Raw genomic sequence first — 20,748 nt, 5'->3', positions numbered from 1 at the left:
GGGGGCCATGGCCTCCGCCCTGCACCACTCTGCCGCATGCGGCCCTTTCGGCAACCCAAGGACAAGATATGACCGTCCCCGCCATTGAACTCAAAGGGATTTCCAAAGCCTTTGGGCCGGTTCAGGCTAATAAAGATATTTCCATCAGCGTCGCCCGCGGAGCGATCCACGGGATCATCGGTGAAAACGGAGCGGGCAAATCCACGCTGATGAGCATCCTCTACGGATTTTACAAAGCCGACAAAGGCGAAATCTGGATCAACGGCACCAAGACCGACATCCCTGACAGTCAGGCGGCGATCGCCTCGGGCATCGGGATGGTGTTTCAGCATTTCAAACTGGTCGAGAATTTCACCGTTCTGGAAAACATCGTTCTGGGTGCGGAAGACGGTGGGCTGTTGGCTCCGTCGCTGGCGAAAGCCCGGAAAGAGCTGAAAGATCTAGAGGAAGAATACGAACTGTTCGTCGACCCTGACAAACGCATCGATGAGATCGGTGTGGGCATGCAGCAGCGGGTTGAGATTCTCAAGGCGCTCTACCGCAAGGCCGAAATTCTGATTCTGGACGAACCCACGGGCGTTCTTACCCCTGCCGAGGCGGACCAGCTGTTTCGCATTCTCGACCGGCTGCGGTCCGAGGGTAAAACAATCATCGTGATCACGCACAAACTGCGCGAAATCATGGAGAACACTGATACGGTTTCGGTTATGCGCCGTGGTGAGATGACCGCCACCGTCAAAACAGCTGACACCAATCCGCAGGCACTGGCCGAATTGATGGTTGGCCGCAAGGTCTTGCTACAGGTTGATAAGGTGCCTGCACAGCCGGGCAAACCGGTTCTGGAAATCGAAAACCTCAGTGTCACCGATTCGGCCGGTGTCGAGCGTGTCAAAGGCATCGACCTAACCGTTCGCGCGGGTGAGATCGTTGGCATCGCGGGCGTTGCTGGCAACGGGCAGTCCGAGCTGCTTGAAGTTTTGGGTGGTATGCGACCCGGGGTAGGCTCGATCAAACTGAACGGCGAACCTCTGGCGTTGCACGGCCCCGGATCGGGCGGGCAAGCGCGGCGCGCCCGACATATCGCTCATGTCCCCGAGGATCGGCAGCGCGAAGGTCTGATCATGGATTTTCACGCGTGGGAGAACGTGGCGTTCGGCTACCACCGCGACCCTGCTTACAAACGCGGGCTGTTCATGGACAACGCTGCCCTGCGCGCTGACACCGAAGCCAAGATCGAGAAGTTCGATGTGCGCCCGCCCAATGGCTGGCTGACGGCAAAAAGCTTCTCGGGCGGCAATCAACAGAAAATCGTCGTTGCACGAGAAATCGAGCGCAATCCCGATCTGCTGCTGGTGGGCCAGCCCACACGCGGCGTGGATATCGGTGCCATCGAGTTCATTCACAAACAGATCGTCGCCTTGAGGGATCAGGGCAAAGCAATCTTGCTGGTCTCGGTCGAGCTGGAAGAGATCTTCTCACTCTCGGACCGGATCGCGGTTATGTTTGACGGACATATCATGGGCGAGCGTCTGCCCGCCGAGACGGATGAAAAAGAACTGGGCCTGCTGATGGCCGGTGTTGCAGGAGAGGCCGCCTGAACCATGGAAAAAATGCCCAAATGGGCCGATGTGGTACTGATCCCGCTAATCAGTCTGCTTCTGGCCACAATCCTTTCGGCAATCGTGATCCTGGCCATCGGGGAAGATCCGCTTGAGGCGGTAAATCTGATGGTCACTGGGGCCCTAGGGTCAACCTACGGCTGGGGCTATACACTTTATTACGCAACGAACTTCATCTTCACCGGACTCGCGGTTGCAGTTGCCTTTCACGCGCGCTTGTTCAACATCGGCGGCGAGGGTCAGGCCATGCTGGGCGGACTGGGAGTTGCCATCGTCTGCCTATCGGTTCCTTGGCCGCATTGGACAATAGCTTTGCTGGCCGCCTGTGCTGCTTCGATGATCTTCGGTGCAGCCTGGGCCGCGATCCCGGCGTATCTGCAGGCGAAGCGGGGCAGCCATATCGTGATCACCACGATCATGTTCAATTTCATCGCTGCCGCTTTCCTGAATTACATGCTGGTCAACGTCATGCGCCCTCAAGGGTCGCAAGATCCAGCAACGGCTCGTTTCCCCGAGGCAGTGCATCTCCCGACTTTCCAGTCGATTTTCTCGAGCGCCGAAAACATCGTTTTCCGAGGTGCGCCTGCCAACATCTCGTTCTTCGTCGCAATCCTTGCGTGTTTTGTTGTCTGGGCGCTGATCTGGCGAACTCGGCTGGGCTATGAAATCCGCGCCTACGGCCATTCGGAAACCGGTGCCGTCTACGCCGGTATCTCGCCTGTACGCATCACGATTATTGCCATGCTGATCTCGGGCGCTCTGGCGGGCCTGATGGCAGTCAACAACGTGATGGGCGAAGCCGAGCGGTTGGTGCTGAACGCAACCGAAGGCGCGGGTTTCATTGGAATTGCCGTGGCACTGATGGGTCGGTCGCATCCATTCGGGGTATTTCTAGCCGCTATTCTGTTTGGTTTTTTGTATCAGGGCGGGGCCGAACTGGCGCTTTGGACATCGATTCCGCGCGAACTGATCGTGGTCATCCAAGCGCTGGTCATTCTGTTTACCGGAGCACTGGACAACATGGTGCGCATGCCGCTTGAAAAGCTGTTCATGGCGCTTCGGAAGGGGTCGGCCTGATGGATTTCTTCCTGACACTCATCCAGGTTCTGGATTCGACCATCCGACTGGCTACGCCTTTGCTGCTTGCCTGCCTGGCCGGACTATACTCCGAGCGCGCGGGCATATTCGACATCGGCCTTGAAGGCAAGATGCTGATGTCAGCATTCTTCTCGGCTGCCGTCGCCGCCGTAACCGGTTCGGTGTGGCTGGGATTGCTGGCCGGGATCGCGGCATCTCTGGTCCTTTCGGCGCTACACGGGTTTGCGTCGATCACGTTCCGGGGCAATCAGCTGATCTCGGGGGTTGCGATCAACTTTCTTGCCTCAGGTATGACCGTTCTTGTCGCCCAAAGCTGGTTCAAGCAGGGTGGTCGTACGCCATCATTGTTCGGTGAAGGGCGGTTTGAATCCGCAGAATTCCCTTATGCGATCGGTCCGGCTGACGCCGAACTGACAGGCCGTCCGGTTTCCGAGCTGATGTCTGAAACCAATCCCCTGCATATGGCCTATTCCGAGCTTCTGTCTGGCCATTCCATTCTGGTGTATGTGGCTTTCCTTATGGTGCCACTGACTTGGTGGATTCTGTTCCGCACCCGGTTCGGGCTGCGTCTGCGCGCGGTCGGAGAGAATCCTGCGGCGGTGGATACTGCTGGAGTTTCGGTTGTAGGTCTCCGCTACGCAGCGGTTGCTATTTGCGGCGTACTTTGCGGCATCGCAGGTGCCTACCTGGCCACCGCGCTGCAAGCAGGCTTTGTGAAAGAGATGACCGCCGGGCGCGGATTTATCGCACTGGCTGCTCTGATCTTTGCAAAATGGCGTCCGTGGCACGCGATGTGGGCTTGCCTGTTGTTCGGGCTGTTGCAGGCCATTGCCTTGCGGTTCCAGAACATCGATCTGGGCGGGGTCGTGATCCCGGTGCAGGTCATGGACGCCCTGCCCTATATCCTGACCGTGGTGATTCTTGCCGGGTTCGTCGGCAAGGCCATACCGCCACGCGCAGGCGGCGAACCATATGTAAAGGAACGCTGATAGAGCCAGTTTAGGACTGCCCCTCAGTCCTGTTTGCTGCAAAGCGGCATACAGAGTTGATTTTGTATGCCGCAACCGCTCTAAGGGGGTATGGACGTGTCCCGCATCAGTTCCGCAGCCATGCTATCGACTATTTTCAGGTTGAGCCACGGAAACAACTAGATGGCCCCACCTGGCACGCGCGCTTCGTCTGTTGAGATTTATGTTACCAATGGCTTTGCCACACCGCGTGGTACGGCCTCTCCTGTCTAGAAGAAGCCATGCAGATTTACCTCCCGATTGCCGAAGTATCCGTAAACGCGTTTCTACTGTTTGGACTGGGTGGAATGGTGGGCATTCTGTCTGGAATGTTTGGCGTTGGCGGTGGGTTTTTGATGACTCCACTGCTGTTCTTCATCGGCATTCCGCCTGCAGTGGCGGTTGCAACCGAGGCAAACCAGATTGTTGCTTCATCATTTTCTGGGGTGCTGGCGCATTTCAGGCGCCGAACCGTGGACCTTAAAATGGGTACAGTCCTTTTGGTCGGAGGGCTGACAGGCGCTGCGTTGGGTGTTGTTGTCTTCAACTATCTCAAGAGCCTCGGACAGGTCGATCTGCTGGTCAAACTTTGCTATGTCGTATTTCTGGGCATCATCGGCAGTCTGATGTTTGTCGAAAGCCTGAACGCGATTAGAAAAACGCGGAAAGGCGGCACGCCGCCTCCGAAACGACGCCAGCGCGGTTGGGTGCACGCCATGCCGTTCAAGATGCGGTTTCGGACGTCGGGCCTGTACATCTCGGTCATTCCACCGCTTGTCGTAGGCCTGTTTGTCGGTGTCCTGTCTGCTATCATGGGTGTCGGCGGCGGGTTTATCATGGTGCCCGCGATGATCTATCTATTGGGTATGCCGACCAAGGTTGTTGTCGGAACTTCGCTGTTTCAGATCATCTTTGTAACCGCCTTTACCACTATGCTGCACGCCACTACCAACTATACCGTTGATGTCGTGTTGGCGGTTCTTCTGCTCGTCGGTGGGGTAGTTGGTGCCCAAATCGGAACAGTCATCGGTGCCCGAATGCCGGCTGAACAACTGCGCGTTTTGTTGGCGGCTCTGGTACTTGTCGTCTGCGGCAAGCTGGCGCTTGATCTTCTGCTTCAACCCGCCGAGTTGTATTCGCTTGGCGATGCGGGAGGGCACTAAGATGCTGCGTCTGATTGCTCTTCTTTGTCTGATCTGTCTGCCAGCCTACGCAGCCGAAGAACAGGTTGTTCTGGGCCTAAGTCAGGATCGCGTCTCGATTACCGCCAATTTTGACGGGTCCGAAATACTGGTTTTCGGCGCGGTAAAGCGCGAAGCCCCAATCCCGGACGGTCCACCGCTTGAGGTCATCGTATCGGTGGTCGGCCCATCCGAACCTGTCACCGTACGCCGCAAAGAGAAACGGTTCGGTATCTGGGTGAACACCGATAGCCTTGTTGTTGATCTGGCTCCAAGCTTCTACGCCGTTGCCACCAGCGCCCCGTTTTCCGAGGTTCTGACCCAGACCGAAGACCTACGCTATAAGGTTTCGATCGAGCGTGCCATCCGGTCGGTCGGTGCGGACATGAGCATTCAGGGCGCACAGGATTTTTCCGAGGCGGTCATCCGCATCCGCGAAGATGAAGGGCTGTACTCGATCCGGGAAAACACAGTGGCTGTGGACGAACAGACGTTGTTCCGCACATCAATCGACATGCCGTCGGACCTGACCGAAGGCGACTACAGCGCCCGTATCTTCCTGACACGAGACGGAAAGGTGGTCTCGACCTTTGAAACCTCGATCGGAGTACGCAAAGTCGGGCTTGAGCGATTCTTGTACGCGATGTCGCGTGAACAACCCATTTGGTACGGGCTCATGTCACTGGCCATCGCGATTGCCGCCGGTTGGGGCGCTTCGACAGCCTTCCGCCTACTGCGCGAGAACTGATCGTCACCCGCGACCGATATAGGGCATGGTCGTGGCCATAACGGTCATGAACTGCACATTCGCCTCAAGCGGCAGTTCGGCCATATGCAGTACCGAGCGGGCGGCATCCCCGACATCCATGGTGGGATCAGGGTCGCGGCCTTCAGCAAGCGCTTCATCGACCAGCCCCTGCACCATCGGGGTGCGCGCATTTCCGATGTCGATCTGACCACAGGCAATTCCAAAACTCCGCCCGTCCAGAGAAAGGCTGCGCGTCAGACCGGTAATCGCGTGTTTCGTCGCAGAATAATGCACCGAGTTCGGGCGCGGCACATGAGCAGCGATTGAACCGTTGTTTATGATACGCCCCCCCTGCGGCGCCTGAGCCCGCATCGCAGCAAATGCAGCCCGTGCACACAGGAACATGCCGTTCAGGTTCACATTGACCGAGCCGTACCAATCCTCAAGCGCGATCTCGTCGATGGTGCCACCAGGGGCAAAAATCCCGGCATTGTTGAACAGCACGTCCAGTCGCCCGGTCTGTCGGGTGAATGCAGTAAAGGCGTTTGCAACGGCATCCGGGTCAGTCACATCGGCAACCAGCGGGATCGCCGAGGCGTTATGCTGTGCCATAGCAAGAAGTTTGTCAGCGCTGCGGGCCAGAAGCCCGACAGTCCATCCTTCTGACAGAAACAGCTCGGCGGTGGCGCGGCCTATGCCCGAGCTTGCACCGGTCACTATGATCGTCTTCATGTCTCTTCCGCCTCCAATGTCAGGGATGGTGCCGCAACCGCACGCAGGTCATCCACACGCAATGGGTGGGTCGGTTTCGACAAGCGGTTCCGCACTACCCAAATTAGCCTCTCCTGTGCGCGGGTTATGGCGACATAAGCTAAGCGCTTCCACAACGGTTGCCCGGCCTCAGTACGGCCCATGCGGGCGGCTGCGTAGATGTCTGGCGCAAAGACCTGAACCGTGTCCCATTGCGACCCTTGCGCCTTATGGATCGTCACAGCGGCACCATGCAGGAACGTTGCCCCCATACGGGCAGCATAGGGAATGAACGGCTCCTCCTCATCGGGCTTTTCAATCTGCACGATCGACGCCGCCGAGACCTGAGGGTCTTCGGCCCCCATCACATGCAACCGCGAAAAACCCGGCTTGCGACCAGGGCCAAGATAGATGACCTGCGCGCCTTTAATCAGCCCGCGCGCCTCAAGGTCCAACCGCTTTTTGCGGTGCTTCAACGGCAGCTCAATGCCGTCACAAATCAACGGTTCCCCTTCCAGTAGTTCAGTTTCCGGCGCGCCATGTACGGTGCGGAACGCCTGAATCAGCCGGATTCGGGTCGCATTGCGCCAGACAAGAACCGGGCTGCGCGCCATCAGATCAACTTCTACCCGCTGTCCCCAGACAACGCGGTCATCCTTTCGGGCAGTGTCCTCGATCAGACGTTCGAAATCCTCAAACCCCATGGCCGGATCGGACAGAGCATGGGCGAGGTCCAGGATTGGGTTATCCGCAGTTTGCCGATGCACTCGATGCAGGATTTGTTTGCGCGGCTCTGGCAACCCGTCGAACACCATCGAGCCAGATTGATTGACCGGCGCCAACTGCGCCGGATCACCAAATAGCAACAATGTTGGGAAGATTTCCTTTAGATCCTCGAATTGTCGGTCGTCTAGCATCGAGGCTTCGTCCACAAAACCGATATCCAGCGGCTCTTCCCGACGTTTCCAGCCGGTGATGAAATCCGAACCGCGCAACCCAGCAGCGGCCAGCGCACCAGGGATGGATTTGTTGTTGGCATAGAACGCGGCTGCGCGGTCCAGCGCTTCGTCTGTCAGCCCTTCGATCTCGGGCCGTTCGTCATTGCCCGCGAGCCATTCGGCGATCCGCTCGTATTCAGGGTCGTAAACAGGCGTATAAAGGATGCGATGGATCGTCGTCGCGGGCACCCCACGCAGCCGCAATACGCTGGCGGCCTTGTTCGTCGGCGCGAGGATCGCAAGGCTGCGCTTGTCGCGGGATTTGCGGCTTTCGAAATCGCCCGAGATCAGGTTGACCCCCGTCTCGGCCAAAGCTTTGTAAAGCTCTGCCAGCAACAGGGTTTTGCCCGATCCAGCCTTGCCAATAACGGCCATAACACCAGACTTTCCGCTGCCGGGCAGTTTCAGCAGAGCGTCGTCTTCAAGGTCTACTCCGGCACCTCGCAACATCTCGGCAATGTTGTCAAAAGCGGCAGCCTGATCTTCGGAAAATGTGACTTGGGGCAAGGACATGGCGCGACCCTACAGGGACGCGCCGCGCGCTGCCAGATGCCGATTGGTTTTTCCGTATGCTTATGCCGACAAAGCGAACCGGTGCTGTGCGCCATGGCCAAATGCTGTCTTGAACCACAGGCGCGACAACTCTCGCGGGATGCCTGCGCGGGCTGCTACACGGTTGCAATCATCCGCTGAATAAGGCCACAGGCCGACCGAGATCTGATCGCGCCCTTTCCCTTCGGTGCCCAAAACCACCGGAGACGATCCGATCATACGGTAGATCCGGATCATGCGGGCATCAAAAACGCCCGCTATGTGGGTCAGGCCAAACCCTTCCATCACCTCACCGCCGCTCAGCATGATGGCCCCGGCGGTATGAGCGCTGGCGTTGCGCGAGAGGCAAAAGCGAGTGACCTCCCAGATTAGTGGGCTTCGGATCGGACTGCCCCCGGTGAGATGTCCGAATATGTCGTTCACCATGACCGGACCGGTCGTCGGTAGGATCCGCATGGACCCGCCATGGCTGCCATCTGCCTCTTCCCAAATCACATAGAGCGGGTTCAGGTCATCGTACTGATCCCGCTCTTCCCCCTTTTCATTAACCTTAACATCCCAGCCAAGGCGGGTTTTGAACTGATCCGCGCGATCCCTGAACATCCCCCTGGCCAATTCCGGAAAGTTATGCAGCTCATCGGCATACAAATAACGCAACATGACGTGTTCCCCTTATCGTCCATAGTTGGAACAAAGGGGGTACGAACACGTGGTTAATTTAAGGTGAGACCACCGTACGGTCGTTAAACGACTATTAATCCTCTACTGAGTGCAGTGGCGATTGCATGAGTCGTATTTTGCGCACCGAGTTTTGAGCGTGCGCTTTCGATATAGGCCCTGAGCGTATGCTCAGAAATGGAAAGCGAGTGCGCCACCTGCGCTCTGCTATACCCCAGCGCCAGCAATGTCATTGCATCGATTTCGCGGGGCGAGAGCCCCCGCATGTTGTCCGGCTGCCGTTCTTTTGCAAATTCCAGCGCTTTTCGATTGAGGAAATGCGCCACCAATATGAGATCGCGGCCATACGTTTCGACAAATGCCTGCCATGCGATGTCATCGCAGCTGTTGTTGACCGTAAACAGCGCGAATTGCCCGCCTGGCCCCCGCAGCGGGATCGAATAGCCCTGATTGCCGACGCCATGTTCCTGCGCGTCCTGCAGGAAGGCCTTTACTGCTTTGCCCGACCAATTCAACTGTTTCCAGTCCACAGCGTGAAATCGCTGAAAACAACCCAGAATAACCGGATCAATACGATGATAATTCCTGTCTCGATACCGTTCATCCCAGGCATCCGAATAAGTCGTGAACCCGTATTGATCCCCGGCCCCATCAACCCAATGATATGTCATGTGGTCAATTTGCAGCTTGTCCCGCAACTGGACTGCTACGCTGGTCAGCTCGTCAAGCGTGCTGGTGCTTTCCAAATCCCCTAGGATCTGGCTCAAATCGAATTTTCTTCCCATTCGCGGGCGCGCAAGCCTCATCCTTTGAGGACGCAATCTCGGCCGCGGCGATCAGTCTTGTGTCGTCAAGCTGCTCGGCCAGCGCGCTCAACCCATTCGCCACAGCAAAGGCGTTGAGGTCCGACAGAACGTCCAAAATCCACTCATTTTGCGCCATCAGGGTGTCCCCGAAATAGTTAACGAAGGGTTAACACAACCATAACATGTGCAGACTAATTCGGCCTACTCGCTGCTTTCTACTCCCCAGAAATAGCGGGGTGCGATTTCTTAAAGCATTGAAAATGCATAATCATCGATAGAAACGATGAACACCCGCAAGGCGTGTTTGCGCCCTGCGGGTGTTGCAGCTGCTGTTTGCCTGAGACCGTTAGTCGCGGGCAGCCAATACTTCTTCAAGGGTGCGCATGCCTGTATGCGGAGCCTGAACCAGCACCGACATGTTGCCCGGCTTGTGTTCGTTGCGCATCATCTTCATGTGCGCCTCAGGCAGATCCTGCCAAGTGAACACTTCGGACATGCACGGATCCAAGCGGCGCTCGACCATTAGCTGGTTTGCAGCCGACGCCTGTTTGAGATGCGCAAAATGCGAGCCCTGCAAGCGTTTCTGGTGCATCCACATGTAACGCACGTCGAAGGTCAGGTTGTAGCCAGTGGTCCCGGCGCAGATCACAACCATACCTCCCTTTTTCACGACAAAAGTGGACACCGGGAACGTGCTTTCGCCGGGGTGCTCGAACACCATGTCGACGTTCACACCTTTGCCGGTAATATCCCAGATGGCCTTGCCAAACTTGCGGGCTTCTTTGAACCATTCAGCATATTCCGGAGTATTCACCGTGGGCAGCTGGCCCCAGCAGTTGAAATCCTTGCGGTTGATGACGCCTTTGGCGCCAAGGTCCATCACAAACTCACGCTTGCTTTCATCCGATATCACGCCGATCGCATTGGCACCCGCAGTGTTGATCAACTGTATCGCGTAAGAGCCCAGACCGCCCGATGCGCCCCAAACCAGGACGTTCTGGCCCGGCTTTAGATCGTGCGGTTCGTGCCCAAAAAGCATCCGATAGGCTGTTGCCAAGGTCAGCGTGTAGCAGGCGCTTTCTTCCCAGGTCAGGTGCTTGGGACGCGGCATCAGCTGCTGTGCCTGAACATTTGTAAACTGCGCGAACGAGCCATCAGGTGTCTCATATCCCCAGATGCGCTGGCTGGGCGAATACATCGGATCACCACCATTGCAGTGTTCGTCATCGCCATCGTCCTGGTTGCAGTGAATCACGACTTCATCGCCGACTTTCCAGCGCTTCACTTTGTCACCAACCGCCCAGACGATGCCCGACGCATCTGAACCTGCGATGTGAAAGGGTTGGCCGTGGCCATCAAACGGGCTGATCGGCTTGCCAAGCGATGCCCAGACGCCGTTGTAGTTCACACCCGCCGCCATAACGAGAACCAGCACTTCGTGGCTGTCCAGCTTCGGGACATCAACGACTTCCAACTGCATCGCTGTGTCTGGCTCACCGTGGCGCTCTTTCCGGATGGCCCAGGCATACATTTGCTTGGGAACATACCCCATCGGGGGGATTTCACCCATCTCGTAGAGGTCCTTTTCCGGCGCCTCATACGACGCGATACCGCTGTCGACATCCAAAGCCATGCTGGCCTCCTTTTTCCAACTGTTGCCGCGCCGCAGAATCGCGGCTTTCCAAAGACGAAATATTAGCCCCTGAGTAATATTGCAACCGTTTTTGGTATCTATTTTGTAATTTTATGACCCAGCAGTTGCAGAAATACTTTCTGCACTTGCATCATTCTCAGCCCGAACAACGGGTTCTGATGCTGCCGCGTAATAAGCAAGCAGCTCTGATCGCTCGCCTGATGGGCGCAACACTCCAGCCTCGCGACGCAGAATCCGTCGCTCGACCAACTGATTGATGGCATCGTCAACAGCCTCTCCATCATCCTGGGCAACCGCGTCGCCGCCCAACGTCAGCAAACGCGCCTTCAACTCCTGCTCTGACATCTCACCTTCTTCCTGAACCAGCCGACACGCAGCAGGCACTGGAACAAAGGGAATTGCGGCGCCGATCCTGCGCATCAACTCGCGGGCCAGATCGGTTGTTAGGTCCCGTTCGTGCGCGACTCGAAATTCCTTCAGGGAAATCGGTGTCGCATACCGCACCGAGGCAATCCCGAATCTCTTGTAGCGCCCGACGAGCTTGCGCCAAATCTGCTTGAGCGACCAGCGGGTGATAACCCCGATCCGCGCGCGGAAGCGGCGTTCACTATCCTTCGCTGCCGCTGTTAATACGGTATCTTCAAGCACCCGATCATAGTTCAAAGCAACCGGAACAAACACCACATCCCGCCCCTGCGGTTCGACTCCGTCAAGGATATACTTCAACAATCCCAGCTTGGGGCGCCCCAGTTTGCCAGTCAGACTCAGCCCGCCCTCAGGGAACATGGCCTGCGTCACGCCCGCTTCGGTCGCGTGCCTTACATAGCTTGCAAGGACCTGTCGATATAGATCGCTACCCGACTTGCGGCGAATGAAATAGGCCCCCATCGCGCGAATCAATCGACTTAGAGGCCAGACACGGGCCCACTCGCCCACAGCATAGGATAAGGTCGAATGATCTGCCGCCAGATAGGTGACCAGCACGTAATCCATATTGCTGCGGTGGTTCATGACATAAACGACCGTCGCATCGGGATCGATACTGTCCAGCGCGGCTTTGTCCTCGTAACCCAACTGCACCTTGTAAAAGGCGTTGCTCAGCATGCGGGCAAAACGGATCGCGATGCTGAAATACGCCACTGTCGAGAATGAGGGCGCAATCTCGCGCGCATAACGCCGTGCCAATTCTGAGGCAACAGCGTCAGGCACACCTTCTTCTTTGGCATGCTGCTGCACCGCCCGGCTTACTTGCGGGTCATAGATAAGCCGTTGAATCATGTCATGCCGCCCCGCCAACTTGAACGGTTGGATCGGACGCTGCAGTCGCTTGTTCAACCGTGCGACGGCGCGCTCAAGGCGGCGGCGGAAAAACCAGCGCACCGACGGAAACAAAAAATGCGAGGCAAATGTGACCGCGGCAAACAGCACGATCAGCACAAACAGCCAAAGCGGGATTTCCACAGTCTGCATCATTCGGGCACAGTGCCATCAAACGCGACCACCCACAATCTGCAGAAACCGTCGATGCCGCAACGCAGCGAATTGACATGTACTGAAAATTACTATTTACCACCATAGAACGTAATTTTGTTACCCACCGATCCGCGAGGCACGACCCATGACGCAGTTGCAGAAAGATCGCCCCTGGCTCATCCGTACATATGCCGGTCACTCAACGGCCAAAGCGTCAAATGCGCTTTATCGTGCGAACCTAGCCAAAGGTCAGACCGGCCTGTCCGTGGCCTTCGATCTGCCAACCCAAACAGGGTATGACAGCGATCACACTTTGGCGCGCGGCGAAGTTGGAAAAGTTGGGGTTCCGATCTGCCATCTGGGGGACATGCGGGTTCTGTTCGATCAAATTCCGCTGGAACAGATGAATACCTCGATGACGATCAATGCGACTGCTCCTTGGCTTTTGGCGCTATATATCGCAGTTGCCGAGGAACAGGGCGCGGATGTCTCGAAATTGCAGGGGACCGTCCAGAACGACCTGATCAAGGAATACCTGAGCCGCGGCACTTATGTGTGCCCACCCAAGCCATCGCTGAAGATGATCGCGGACGTGGCCGAATATTGCTACGATAACGTGCCCAAATGGAACCCGATGAATGTGTGTTCGTACCACCTGCAAGAGGCAGGCGCGACGCCCGAGCAAGAGCTGGCCTATGCTCTGGCGACTGCCATTGCAGTACTGGACGAACTTCGCCCGCGCGTTCCGGCTGAAGACTTCCCGGCACTCTGCGGGCGGATTTCGTTTTTTGTGAATGCGGGCATCCGGTTTGTCACCGAAATGTGCAAAATGCGCGCCTTTGTGGATCTTTGGGACGAAATTCTGCAGCAGCGCTATGGCATTGAAGACCCCAAGTTCCGCCGATTCCGTTATGGCGTTCAGGTAAACTCGCTGGGGCTGACCGAACAGCAGCCGGAAAACAACGTTTATCGCATACTGATTGAAATGCTTGCGGTGACGCTGTCTAAACGTGCCCGCGCACGTGCGGTGCAGTTGCCTGCATGGAACGAAGCGCTCGGCCTGCCTCGTCCCTGGGATCAGCAATGGTCGATGCGGATGCAACAAATCCTCGCCTATGAAACCGATCTGCTGGAATATGGCGATTTGTTCGACGGCAATCCGGTTGTCGACGCCAAAGTCGAAGAACTCAAAAATGGCGCACGAGCTGAATTGGCTAATCTCGAATCGATGGGCGGCGCGGTAGCCTCGATCGAATACATGAAATCGCGACTGGTCGAGTCTAATGCCGAGCGCTTGAACCGTATTGAACGCAATGAAACCGTTGTCGTTGGCGTAAACAAATGGACCGAGGGCGAAGCCTCACCTTTGCAGACCGAGGATGGCGGCATCATGGTCGTCGACCCGGCGGTTGAACAGGAACAAATCGGACGCTTGAACGACTGGCGTGCGGATCGGGATGACGCAGCAGTGGCCGCGGCGCTGCAAGCATTGCGCGAAGCAGCGCGATCCGGTGCCAACGTGATGGCACCTTCAATCGCTGCGGCCAAGGCCGGTGTCACAACCGGCGAATGGGCCGAGGAAATGCGCAAGGCCTACGGTACATATCGTGGACCAACCGGCGTCTCGGGATCTGTTTCGAACAAAACCGAAGGTCTGGAAGACTTGCGCGCAGCCGTAGATGCGGTAAGCGACCGTCTGGGGCGCAGGCTGAAGTTTCTTGTTGGTAAACCTGGTCTGGACGGACACTCGAACGGAGCCGAACAGATCGCCTTCCGCGCACGCGACTGTGGCATGGACATCAGTTACGAAGGTATTCGTCTTACGCCCGAAGAAATCGTAACTGCGGCACAAGAAGACAAAGCGCATGTGATTGGTCTATCGATCCTCTCTGGCAGCCACCTGCCTTTGGTGAAGGACGTGATGACGCGGCTGAAAGCAGCAGGGCTAAGCGATATTCCCGTCATTGTAGGTGGGATCATCCCCGATGAGGACGCGGATCAATTGCGTTCCATGGGTGTATCGAAAATCTATACGCCGAAAAATTTCGAATTGAATGCAATCATGGGCGATATCGTCACATTGGTTGACCCAACGGAAATTGCGGCTGAATAGAAAAGCATATTACAGAAATCTCCATTTCTATTTCCGGTAAAATGGGAATAGATAGGTTCGGGTTTATTCAATTTCCCCTGCAATAAGTAGGGGAATAGCCGAAATGGAGAAGATTATGGCAATCGATCTTGAAAAAATGTCGCGCAAAGAACTGCTCGAATTGCGCAATCGGGTCGAAAAGGCGCTAAAAACCGCCGAAATGCGTGAGCGAAAAGAAGCGTTGAAAGCCGCCGAAAAGGCGGCGGCGGAATATGGGTTTTCGTTGTCTGAATTGTCAGGAGACGGCGCTAAATCGGTAAAGTCATCTAAAGCGAAATATCAAAATCCGAACAATCCGTCGCAAACCTGGACCGGGCGGGGCCGTAAACCGCAGTGGGTTCATGACGCCATAAAAGCCGGTACCGATATTACTGATCTGGAAATCTGATCGGGGGCAAGTGGCAAAATGACTATCCATATTGGAGCCCAAAAAGGCGAGATTGCCGAAACCGTTCTTTTGCCCGGCGACCCGTATCGCGCAAAATGGGCGGCCGAAACGTTTCTTGAAGACGTGAAGCTGGTAAACGAAGTGCGTGGCATGCTGGGGTTCACCGGCACCTGGAAAGGAAATCGTGTTACCATTCAGGGTAGTGGCATGGGGATGCCGTCTCTGTCGATCTACGTGAACGAATTGATCCGTGACTACGGCGCCAAAACTCTGATCCGGATCGGGTCATGTGGCGGGATGCAAGACAGTGTGAATGTGCGTGATGTTATTCTGGCGATGACGTCGACCACACTCAGCACCCCTTCGCGCGGGATCATGAGAGAAATGAACTTCGCCCCTTGCGCGGATTGGGGTCTTTTGCAGTCTGCAGCATTGGCTGCACAAGCCAAAGGTACGCCAACCCATGTTGGCGGCATCTATTCATCCGATGTCTTTTATGACGAACGCCCGGACCTGAACGAACAAATGGTTCGGCACGGTATTTTGGGTGTCGAGATGGAAGCGGCAGAGCTTTACATCCTTGCCGCGCGTCACAAATGCCGCGCATTGGCGGTACTGACAGTCTCGGACCACCTGTTGACCGGCGAAGCCCTGCCCTCCTCGGACCGAGAAAGCAGTTTTGGCGACATGGTCGAAATCGCGCTGCAGGCGGCGTTCCCGGACAGCTGAATTGCGCGATATCTAGCGCCCGTGCGTGCGGTCATATCCGTTGCGCGCGGGGCTGCGCCATCCCTCAAGCGCACCTTCAGCCGGGGCAAAGGTTTCTACCAGCAGGGGATAACACGATGCTGTATCCGATGAATGCTCGGACGAGCAATCACCGCCCGGGCACGCGCTTAGATTTCCCAGCAGGTCAATCTCGGCGAAAAACTCAAGATAGTCTCCCGGACGGACAGGTGAGGCTTTCATGAAATACTGCCCGGTATCACGCGTGAAACCGGTGCACATGAACACGTTCAATACATCATGTACCGCAGGCTCGGCTTCGGCCAAAGAGACGCCCAAATGATCCGCCAGCGCGCGTGTCAGATTCGAATGGCAACAGTGATGGTACTGGGATCCAGCTAGCAGATTACCGGTATAGGGATCACATCGGGTCCCGATCACATCGTGCACCGACCCGCCGAAATCATCGATTCCGTACCACCCCAGCGTATCTGCAATGATTGTCGCCATCGGTCGCATATGTGGAAAGCTCGACCACATGCGCTCACCCACGGTGATATGTGTGCCATGCAACGCGCGCGTCTTGCCGGAATAGAACCGCTCGGAAAGGTCGTTGAGGTTCCACAGGTTTAGATCGCCAACTTGCGATCCTTCAACAGAAGTGATCCTAAAGAAATGCCCTGCAGGCACCTCAAAGCATCGCGCATCTCGCGGTGGCACCAACACCTCACCCGTTTTGTGCGCTGTATCACGCGCAGTTTGATAGAGCCCTAGATCGGGTTTTGGTAGCCCTTCATTCGGGTAGCAAATAACGGGCGCAATCGCGCGGCGCGCATCTGCATCCATGGGTGGGCGGGGAGTATTCCGAGATTCTGACATGGGCCGAGAGTGGCGCAGTTCGGCCCGGTGGGAAACCCCCAACAGCAGCTATTGTCCCTTCAGACACTGTGTGGGCTCAACATCAGATTTTGACACCGCGCCACAGTAAGCACAGCGCCACTGGCCCTCGCTTCGATGTTGCCGCCACCTGCAGTCGCGCGTCAGAGACGACGTGCGGGACCGCCAGAAAAAATAGGCAAAAACGCCAGCGGCGAGCAGAAGCAATAGAACGGGCATAGCTCTGCATTGCCTATTGTGTCGTAATTTTCAAGCCCGCGCGACACGGTTAAGCCGCGTTCGCATATTCAAACAATTCTGGTGTTTCGTCTTTGGCCGGAACTTTGGGCTCGGGCGTATAATAGGCCCAAGCTTGCTCCAGAAATTCCAACGCTTTGGCCGCGTCGTGTTTTTGGTTTTGCATGTTCATCGGAGTGACCTTTTTTCGAACTCATCACTCCTCCCTGCGCGGACTTTAAATCCGCGCTCGCACAAGCGCATCGCATAGTTTTGCAGAGGCGGCATGCACTTGCCGCAACCCGGCAAGTGCTTTGTTTTGGTGCGTGATCAGACCGCGCGGTCCACCATCATCTTCTTGATTTCTGCAATCGCTTTGGCAGGATTCAGACCCTTGGGACAGGTCTTGGCGCAGTTCATGATGGTGTGGCAGCGATACAGCTTGAACGGATCTTCCAGCTCGTCCAAGCGCTCACCGGTGGCCTCATCCCGACTGTCGATGATCCAGCGGTAAGCATGTAGCAGCGCGGCAGGGCCGAGATAACGGTCGCCGTTCCACCAGTAGCTGGGGCACGAGGTCGAGCAACTGGCACACATCACACATTCATAGAGACCATCCAATTTCTTGCGGTCTTCGATGGATTGCTTCCACTCTTTTGCCGGTCGATTGGTCTTAGTCTCCAACCACGGCATGATCGAGGCGTGTTGGGCGTAGAAATGAGTCAGATCAGGGATCAGGTCCTTGACCACCGGCATATGGGGCAGCGGGTAGATCTTCACGTCGCCCTTGATCTCATCCATCCCATAGATACAGGCCAGCGTGTTAATCCCGTCGATGTTCATCGCGCAGGACCCGCAGATGCCTTCGCGGCACGAACGGCGGAAGGTCAGAGTCGGATCGATCTCATTCTTGATCTTGATCAGAGCGTCCAGAACCATCGGGCCGCAAGTATCCATATCGACGAAATAAGTATCGACGCGCGGGTTCTGGCCATCATCCGGGTTCCAGCGATAGATCTGGAATTTGCGCACATTGGTCGCGCCGTCGGGCTTGGGCCAGGTTTTACCGGTGGTAATCCGGGAATTCTTGGGGAGGGTCAGTTGTACCATGGGTTCCTCTCCTTAGAACGTCCGCGCCTTGGGCGCGATTCTTTTCATGCTGATGCCTCCCTCGTCTTCGGTCGTCAGCGGATCAACGATAACCGGACGGTAGCTAAGCTCTACTTTGTTGCCATCGACACGGCTGACCGTGTGGACGCGCCAGTTCTCATCGTCACGCTCGGTGAAATCTTCATGGGCGTGTGCACCGCGGGATTCCTTACGCGCTTCGGCACCAACGATGGTGGCGAGCGCGCTTGGCATCAGGTTGGTAAGCTCGAGCGTCTCCATCAGATCGCTGTTCCAGACCAACGATCTGTCAGAAACCTTCAGATCATCCATCTTGGCAGCGATCGCGGTCATCTTCTCGACGCCCTCAGCCATGGTCTTCGAGGTGCGGAAAACCGCCGCGTCCTCTTGCATGGTGCGCTGCATCTCAAGCCGCAGATCTGCGGTTGGAATTGCGCCGCTGGCGTTGCGCGCCGCATCGAATCTGTCAAACGCCTTATCGACAGAGGCCTGGTTCAGAACCGGGTTCGATGCGTCGGCATCCACAACTTTGCCCGCCCGGATCGCCGCTGCGCGGCCAAACACCACGAGGTCGATCAGCGAGTTTGAACCAAGACGGTTTGCCCCGTGAACCGAGGCACACCCGGCCTCGCCCACAGCCATCAGGCCAGGGACCACGGCGGTCGGGTTGTCGGCTGTCGGGTTCAGAACTTCACCCCAATAGTTCGTCGGGATACCGCCCATGTTATAGTGCACGGTCGGCAGAACCGGGATCGGTTCTTTGGTAACATCAACCCCTGCAAAAACGCGCGCAGATTCTGAAATGCCCGGTAGGCGTTCCGCCAAAGCTTCGGCTGGCAAATGGCTGAGGTTCAGGTGGATGTGGTCGCCGTTGTCACCATGTCCGCGCCCTTCGCGAATTTCCATGGTCATTGAACGGCTAACGTAGTCGCGCGGCGCGAGGTCTTTGTACTGAGGCGCGTAGCGCTCCATGAACCGCTCGCCCTCCGAGTTGGTCAGGTATCCGCCTTCACCACGTGCACCTTCGGTGATCAGGCAGCCCGATCCGTAGATGCCGGTTGGGTGGAACTGAACAAATTCCATATCCTGCAGCGCAAGACCCGCGCGGGCCACCATACCGCCACCGTCGCCGGTGCAGGTATGTGCCGAGGTTGCACTGAAATAGGCGCGGCCATAGCCGCCGGTCGCCAGAACAACCATCTTGGCGTTAAAGACGTGCATTGTGCCGTCGTCCAACTTCCAGCACACGACACCCTGACACTGTCCGTCCTCAGACATTATCAGATCAATGGCGAAATACTCGATGTAGAACTCGGCGTTGTTCTTCAGCGACTGACCATACAGTGTGTGCAGGATCGCATGACCGGTCCGGTCGGCGGCGGCACAGGTCCGCTGCACAGCGGGGCCTTCGCCAAATTCGGTGGTGTGGCCACCAAATGGGCGCTGATAGATCTTGCCTTCTTCGGTCCGGCTGAATGGCACTCCGTAGTGTTCTAGCTCATATACGGCTTTGGGTGCTTCACGCGCGAGGTATTCCATCGCATCGGTGTCACCCAGCCAGTCCGAGCCCTTTACGGTGTCATACATGTGCCACTGCCAATGGTCTGGCCCCATATTCGACAAGGACGCCGCAATGCCGCCTTGGGCGGCCACTGTGTGTGAACGGGTCGGGAATACCTTCGTCACGCAAGCGGTGCGCAAACCCTGCTCGGCCATGCCCAATGTTGCACGCAGACCCGCGCCACCGGCACCGACAACCACCACGTCATATTCGTGGGTTTCGTATTCATATGCTGCTGTCATTGTTCTTGTTCCTTACTGCGCATATCCGAGAGCCAGACGCGCGAGCGCAAAGAGACCCGCAGCAATCAGTGTGTATGCAAAGGCCTGCGCTGCCATCAGCGCCAGCTTTTCCGCGACGCCATGCACGTAGTCCTCAATCGCTTCCTGGGCTTCGCGCAACAAATGCGGGACGACAACAACCAGTGTCAGACCCATGATAATCGCCGGGAACGGGCGGCTGTAATAGGTCAGAGCCTCTTCGTAGGTTCCGCCTAGGGCGTGCCCGAAAGTAAATACAAACAGCGGAACAAGGATGACCAATGCCGCCGAACTGAGCATCATTTGCCAGTGGTGATGTGTACCTGCACGTCCGGCCCCCATGCCCTGCGCGCGTTTACGGTCTGTGAGAAACTGCATCGCGAACCTCCCCTTAAAGCGCTACGGCTGTGATCAGAGCCAGAACAGTTGCCAGCACGAACATGCCAATGCCCATCTTCTCGGACACTTCAACATTCACGCAATATCCCAGATCCCAGATGACGTGCCGCAAACGGCCCAGCATGTGATAGAAAATGGCCCAAGCCGCGCCGAACATGATCAGATCACCCAGGAAACTGGTCATCAATCCATTGATCAGCTCAAAGGCGCTTTCCGATGTGGCCGCAGCAAGTAACCACCAGACGACCAACAAAGCCAAGCCAAAAGACGCAAGACCCGTGATGCGCACCATAATCGAAGATATGGACGTCATCTGTGGACGATAGATCGTCAAATGTGGAGAAAGCGGGCGGTTGCCTCGATTTACATCGGCCATGTTGGCTCCTTTTCGGTTGGCTACCGAACGTTTTACTGTTTTTTACGACTCTGTCACGCGCTGCAGGTGCAAATTCCAGTA

At 56.6% G+C, this 20,748-nt stretch carries 20 protein-coding genes; 8 read left to right on the top strand and 12 right to left on the bottom strand.

Annotation, left to right across the window (positions count from 1 at the left end; all coding sequences use genetic code 11):
* Positions 1-68 precede the first annotated feature (68 nt).
* The 5 genes from ACR0JG_RS17720 (at position 69) to ACR0JG_RS17700 (ending at position 5,653) form a co-directional block, all read left to right on the top strand.
* Positions 69-1,598 (top strand): ABC transporter ATP-binding protein, encoded by a 1,530-nt coding sequence (locus ACR0JG_RS17720; RefSeq protein WP_480571529.1) that lies wholly within the window; start codon positions 69-71, stop codon positions 1,596-1,598.
* 3 nt (positions 1,599-1,601) lie between these two features.
* Positions 1,602-2,696 carry an ABC transporter permease gene (locus ACR0JG_RS17715; RefSeq protein WP_170636865.1) on the top strand — a complete coding sequence of 365 codons (1,095 nt, stop codon included), beginning with the start codon at positions 1,602-1,604 and terminating at the stop codon, positions 2,694-2,696.
* Positions 2,696-3,706 (top strand): ABC transporter permease, encoded by a 1,011-nt coding sequence (locus tag ACR0JG_RS17710; RefSeq protein WP_170408321.1) that lies wholly within the window; start codon positions 2,696-2,698, stop codon positions 3,704-3,706. The genes ACR0JG_RS17715 and ACR0JG_RS17710 overlap by 1 nt, the downstream gene beginning before the upstream one ends.
* A gap of 260 nt (positions 3,707-3,966) precedes the next feature.
* A complete protein-coding gene (locus tag ACR0JG_RS17705) occupies positions 3,967-4,887 on the top strand; it encodes a sulfite exporter TauE/SafE family protein (RefSeq protein WP_170395834.1) in 921 nt (306 codons plus the stop codon).
* 1 nt (position 4,888) lies between these two features.
* On the top strand, positions 4,889-5,653 hold the full coding sequence (locus ACR0JG_RS17700) for a TIGR02186 family protein (protein WP_170395832.1): 765 nt from the start codon (positions 4,889-4,891) through the stop codon (positions 5,651-5,653).
* Between the two features lie 3 nt (positions 5,654-5,656).
* Here the strand turns inward: ACR0JG_RS17700 and ACR0JG_RS17695 are convergent, their stop codons facing one another.
* The 6 genes from ACR0JG_RS17695 to ACR0JG_RS17670 form a co-directional block, all read right to left on the bottom strand.
* Positions 5,657-6,385, bottom strand: a complete 729-nt coding sequence (locus ACR0JG_RS17695; RefSeq protein ID WP_170566304.1) for an SDR family oxidoreductase — start codon at positions 6,383-6,385, stop codon at positions 5,657-5,659.
* Positions 6,382-7,914, bottom strand: coding sequence for an AAA family ATPase (locus ACR0JG_RS17690; protein WP_170513040.1), 1,533 nt, complete (start codon positions 7,912-7,914; stop codon positions 6,382-6,384). Before ACR0JG_RS17690 ends, ACR0JG_RS17695 begins: the two co-directional genes overlap by 4 nt.
* Before the next feature lie 60 nt (positions 7,915-7,974).
* Positions 7,975-8,613 (bottom strand): acyl-homoserine-lactone synthase, encoded by a 639-nt coding sequence (locus ACR0JG_RS17685; RefSeq protein WP_170423735.1) that lies wholly within the window; start codon positions 8,611-8,613, stop codon positions 7,975-7,977.
* Between the two features lie 83 nt (positions 8,614-8,696).
* Positions 8,697-9,416: a helix-turn-helix transcriptional regulator gene (locus ACR0JG_RS17680; RefSeq protein ID WP_170395826.1), complete on the bottom strand. Its 720-nt coding sequence runs from the start codon at positions 9,414-9,416 to the stop codon at positions 8,697-8,699.
* Between the two features lie 367 nt (positions 9,417-9,783).
* Positions 9,784-11,070 (bottom strand): crotonyl-CoA carboxylase/reductase, encoded by a 1,287-nt coding sequence (gene ccrA / locus ACR0JG_RS17675; RefSeq protein WP_170395824.1) that lies wholly within the window; start codon positions 11,068-11,070, stop codon positions 9,784-9,786.
* Between the two features lie 111 nt (positions 11,071-11,181).
* The gene (locus tag ACR0JG_RS17670) at positions 11,182-12,564 is read right to left on the bottom strand and encodes a 1-acyl-sn-glycerol-3-phosphate acyltransferase (protein WP_170395815.1); all 1,383 of its coding nucleotides are present in this window, start codon (positions 12,562-12,564) and stop codon (positions 11,182-11,184) included.
* 145 nt (positions 12,565-12,709) lie between these two features.
* Here ACR0JG_RS17670 and ACR0JG_RS17665 point away from each other — a divergent pair, with 145 nt between their 5' ends.
* The 3 genes from ACR0JG_RS17665 to deoD all read left to right on the top strand — a co-directional run bounded on the left by ACR0JG_RS17665 (position 12,710) and on the right by deoD (position 15,833).
* Positions 12,710-14,677, top strand: coding sequence for a protein meaA (locus ACR0JG_RS17665; RefSeq protein ID WP_170626168.1), 1,968 nt, complete (start codon positions 12,710-12,712; stop codon positions 14,675-14,677).
* Between the two features lie 115 nt (positions 14,678-14,792).
* On the top strand, positions 14,793-15,104 hold the full coding sequence (locus ACR0JG_RS17660; protein ID WP_480571525.1) for an H-NS histone family protein: 312 nt from the start codon (positions 14,793-14,795) through the stop codon (positions 15,102-15,104).
* Positions 15,105-15,122: 18 nt separating this feature from the next.
* A complete protein-coding gene (deoD, locus tag ACR0JG_RS17655; protein WP_170395810.1) occupies positions 15,123-15,833 on the top strand; it encodes a purine-nucleoside phosphorylase in 711 nt (236 codons plus the stop codon).
* A gap of 12 nt (positions 15,834-15,845) precedes the next feature.
* Here the strand turns inward: deoD and ACR0JG_RS17650 are convergent, their stop codons facing one another.
* From ACR0JG_RS17650 to sdhC, 6 genes are all read right to left on the bottom strand, one after another.
* The gene (locus tag ACR0JG_RS17650) at positions 15,846-16,709 is read right to left on the bottom strand and encodes an urea carboxylase-associated family protein (protein WP_480571522.1); all 864 of its coding nucleotides are present in this window, start codon (positions 16,707-16,709) and stop codon (positions 15,846-15,848) included.
* A 286-nt stretch (positions 16,710-16,995) separates the two neighbouring features.
* A complete protein-coding gene (locus tag ACR0JG_RS17645; RefSeq protein WP_170395806.1) occupies positions 16,996-17,136 on the bottom strand; it encodes a hypothetical protein in 141 nt (46 codons plus the stop codon).
* Positions 17,137-17,273: 137 nt separating this feature from the next.
* Complete coding sequence (locus ACR0JG_RS17640) at positions 17,274-18,053, bottom strand: succinate dehydrogenase iron-sulfur subunit (RefSeq protein WP_170408332.1); 780 nt, start codon at positions 18,051-18,053, stop codon at positions 17,274-17,276.
* Positions 18,054-18,065: 12 nt separating this feature from the next.
* Positions 18,066-19,874, bottom strand: coding sequence for a succinate dehydrogenase flavoprotein subunit (sdhA, locus tag ACR0JG_RS17635; protein WP_170395802.1), 1,809 nt, complete (start codon positions 19,872-19,874; stop codon positions 18,066-18,068).
* Between the two features lie 12 nt (positions 19,875-19,886).
* Entirely contained in the window at positions 19,887-20,270 is a 384-nt protein-coding gene (locus ACR0JG_RS17630; protein ID WP_223117545.1) for a succinate dehydrogenase, hydrophobic membrane anchor protein, read from the bottom strand.
* A gap of 13 nt (positions 20,271-20,283) precedes the next feature.
* Complete coding sequence (gene sdhC / locus ACR0JG_RS17625) at positions 20,284-20,667, bottom strand: succinate dehydrogenase, cytochrome b556 subunit (protein WP_170395798.1); 384 nt, start codon at positions 20,665-20,667, stop codon at positions 20,284-20,286.
* Between the last annotated feature and the right edge of the window lie 81 nt (positions 20,668-20,748).

The sequence above is a fragment of the Ruegeria sp. AD5 genome, assembly GCF_056542345.1.
The sequence above is the reverse complement of the archived record's forward strand: the minus strand, read 5'-3'. Positions and strand labels throughout refer to the sequence as shown.

Excerpts from the sequence above, each read along its gene's own strand:
- ACR0JG_RS17720 (WP_480571529.1), top strand. The coding sequence starts at position 69 with ATGACCGTCCCCGCCATTGAACTCAAAGGGATTTCCAAAGCCTTTGGG.
- ACR0JG_RS17715 (WP_170636865.1), top strand. The coding sequence starts at position 1,602 with ATGGAAAAAATGCCCAAATGGGCCGATGTGGTACTGATCCCGCTAATC.
- ACR0JG_RS17710 (WP_170408321.1), top strand. The coding sequence starts at position 2,696 with ATGGATTTCTTCCTGACACTCATCCAGGTTCTGGATTCGACCATCCGA.
- ACR0JG_RS17705 (WP_170395834.1), top strand. The coding sequence starts at position 3,967 with ATGCAGATTTACCTCCCGATTGCCGAAGTATCCGTAAACGCGTTTCTA.
- ACR0JG_RS17700 (WP_170395832.1), top strand. The coding sequence starts at position 4,889 with ATGCTGCGTCTGATTGCTCTTCTTTGTCTGATCTGTCTGCCAGCCTAC.
- ACR0JG_RS17695 (WP_170566304.1), bottom strand. The coding sequence starts at position 6,385 with ATGAAGACGATCATAGTGACCGGTGCAAGCTCGGGCATAGGCCGCGCC.
- ACR0JG_RS17690 (WP_170513040.1), bottom strand. The coding sequence starts at position 7,914 with ATGTCCTTGCCCCAAGTCACATTTTCCGAAGATCAGGCTGCCGCTTTT.
- ACR0JG_RS17685 (WP_170423735.1), bottom strand. The coding sequence starts at position 8,613 with ATGTTGCGTTATTTGTATGCCGATGAGCTGCATAACTTTCCGGAATTG.
- ACR0JG_RS17680 (WP_170395826.1), bottom strand. The coding sequence starts at position 9,416 with ATGGGAAGAAAATTCGATTTGAGCCAGATCCTAGGGGATTTGGAAAGC.
- ccrA (WP_170395824.1), bottom strand. The coding sequence starts at position 11,070 with ATGGCTTTGGATGTCGACAGCGGTATCGCGTCGTATGAGGCGCCGGAA.
- ACR0JG_RS17670 (WP_170395815.1), bottom strand. The coding sequence starts at position 12,564 with ATGATGCAGACTGTGGAAATCCCGCTTTGGCTGTTTGTGCTGATCGTG.
- ACR0JG_RS17665 (WP_170626168.1), top strand. The coding sequence starts at position 12,710 with ATGACGCAGTTGCAGAAAGATCGCCCCTGGCTCATCCGTACATATGCC.
- ACR0JG_RS17660 (WP_480571525.1), top strand. The coding sequence starts at position 14,793 with ATGGCAATCGATCTTGAAAAAATGTCGCGCAAAGAACTGCTCGAATTG.
- deoD (WP_170395810.1), top strand. The coding sequence starts at position 15,123 with ATGACTATCCATATTGGAGCCCAAAAAGGCGAGATTGCCGAAACCGTT.
- ACR0JG_RS17650 (WP_480571522.1), bottom strand. The coding sequence starts at position 16,709 with ATGTCAGAATCTCGGAATACTCCCCGCCCACCCATGGATGCAGATGCG.
- ACR0JG_RS17645 (WP_170395806.1), bottom strand. The coding sequence starts at position 17,136 with ATGAACATGCAAAACCAAAAACACGACGCGGCCAAAGCGTTGGAATTT.
- ACR0JG_RS17640 (WP_170408332.1), bottom strand. The coding sequence starts at position 18,053 with ATGGTACAACTGACCCTCCCCAAGAATTCCCGGATTACCACCGGTAAA.
- sdhA (WP_170395802.1), bottom strand. The coding sequence starts at position 19,874 with ATGACAGCAGCATATGAATACGAAACCCACGAATATGACGTGGTGGTT.
- ACR0JG_RS17630 (WP_223117545.1), bottom strand. The coding sequence starts at position 20,270 with ATGCAGTTTCTCACAGACCGTAAACGCGCGCAGGGCATGGGGGCCGGA.
- sdhC (WP_170395798.1), bottom strand. The coding sequence starts at position 20,667 with ATGGCCGATGTAAATCGAGGCAACCGCCCGCTTTCTCCACATTTGACG.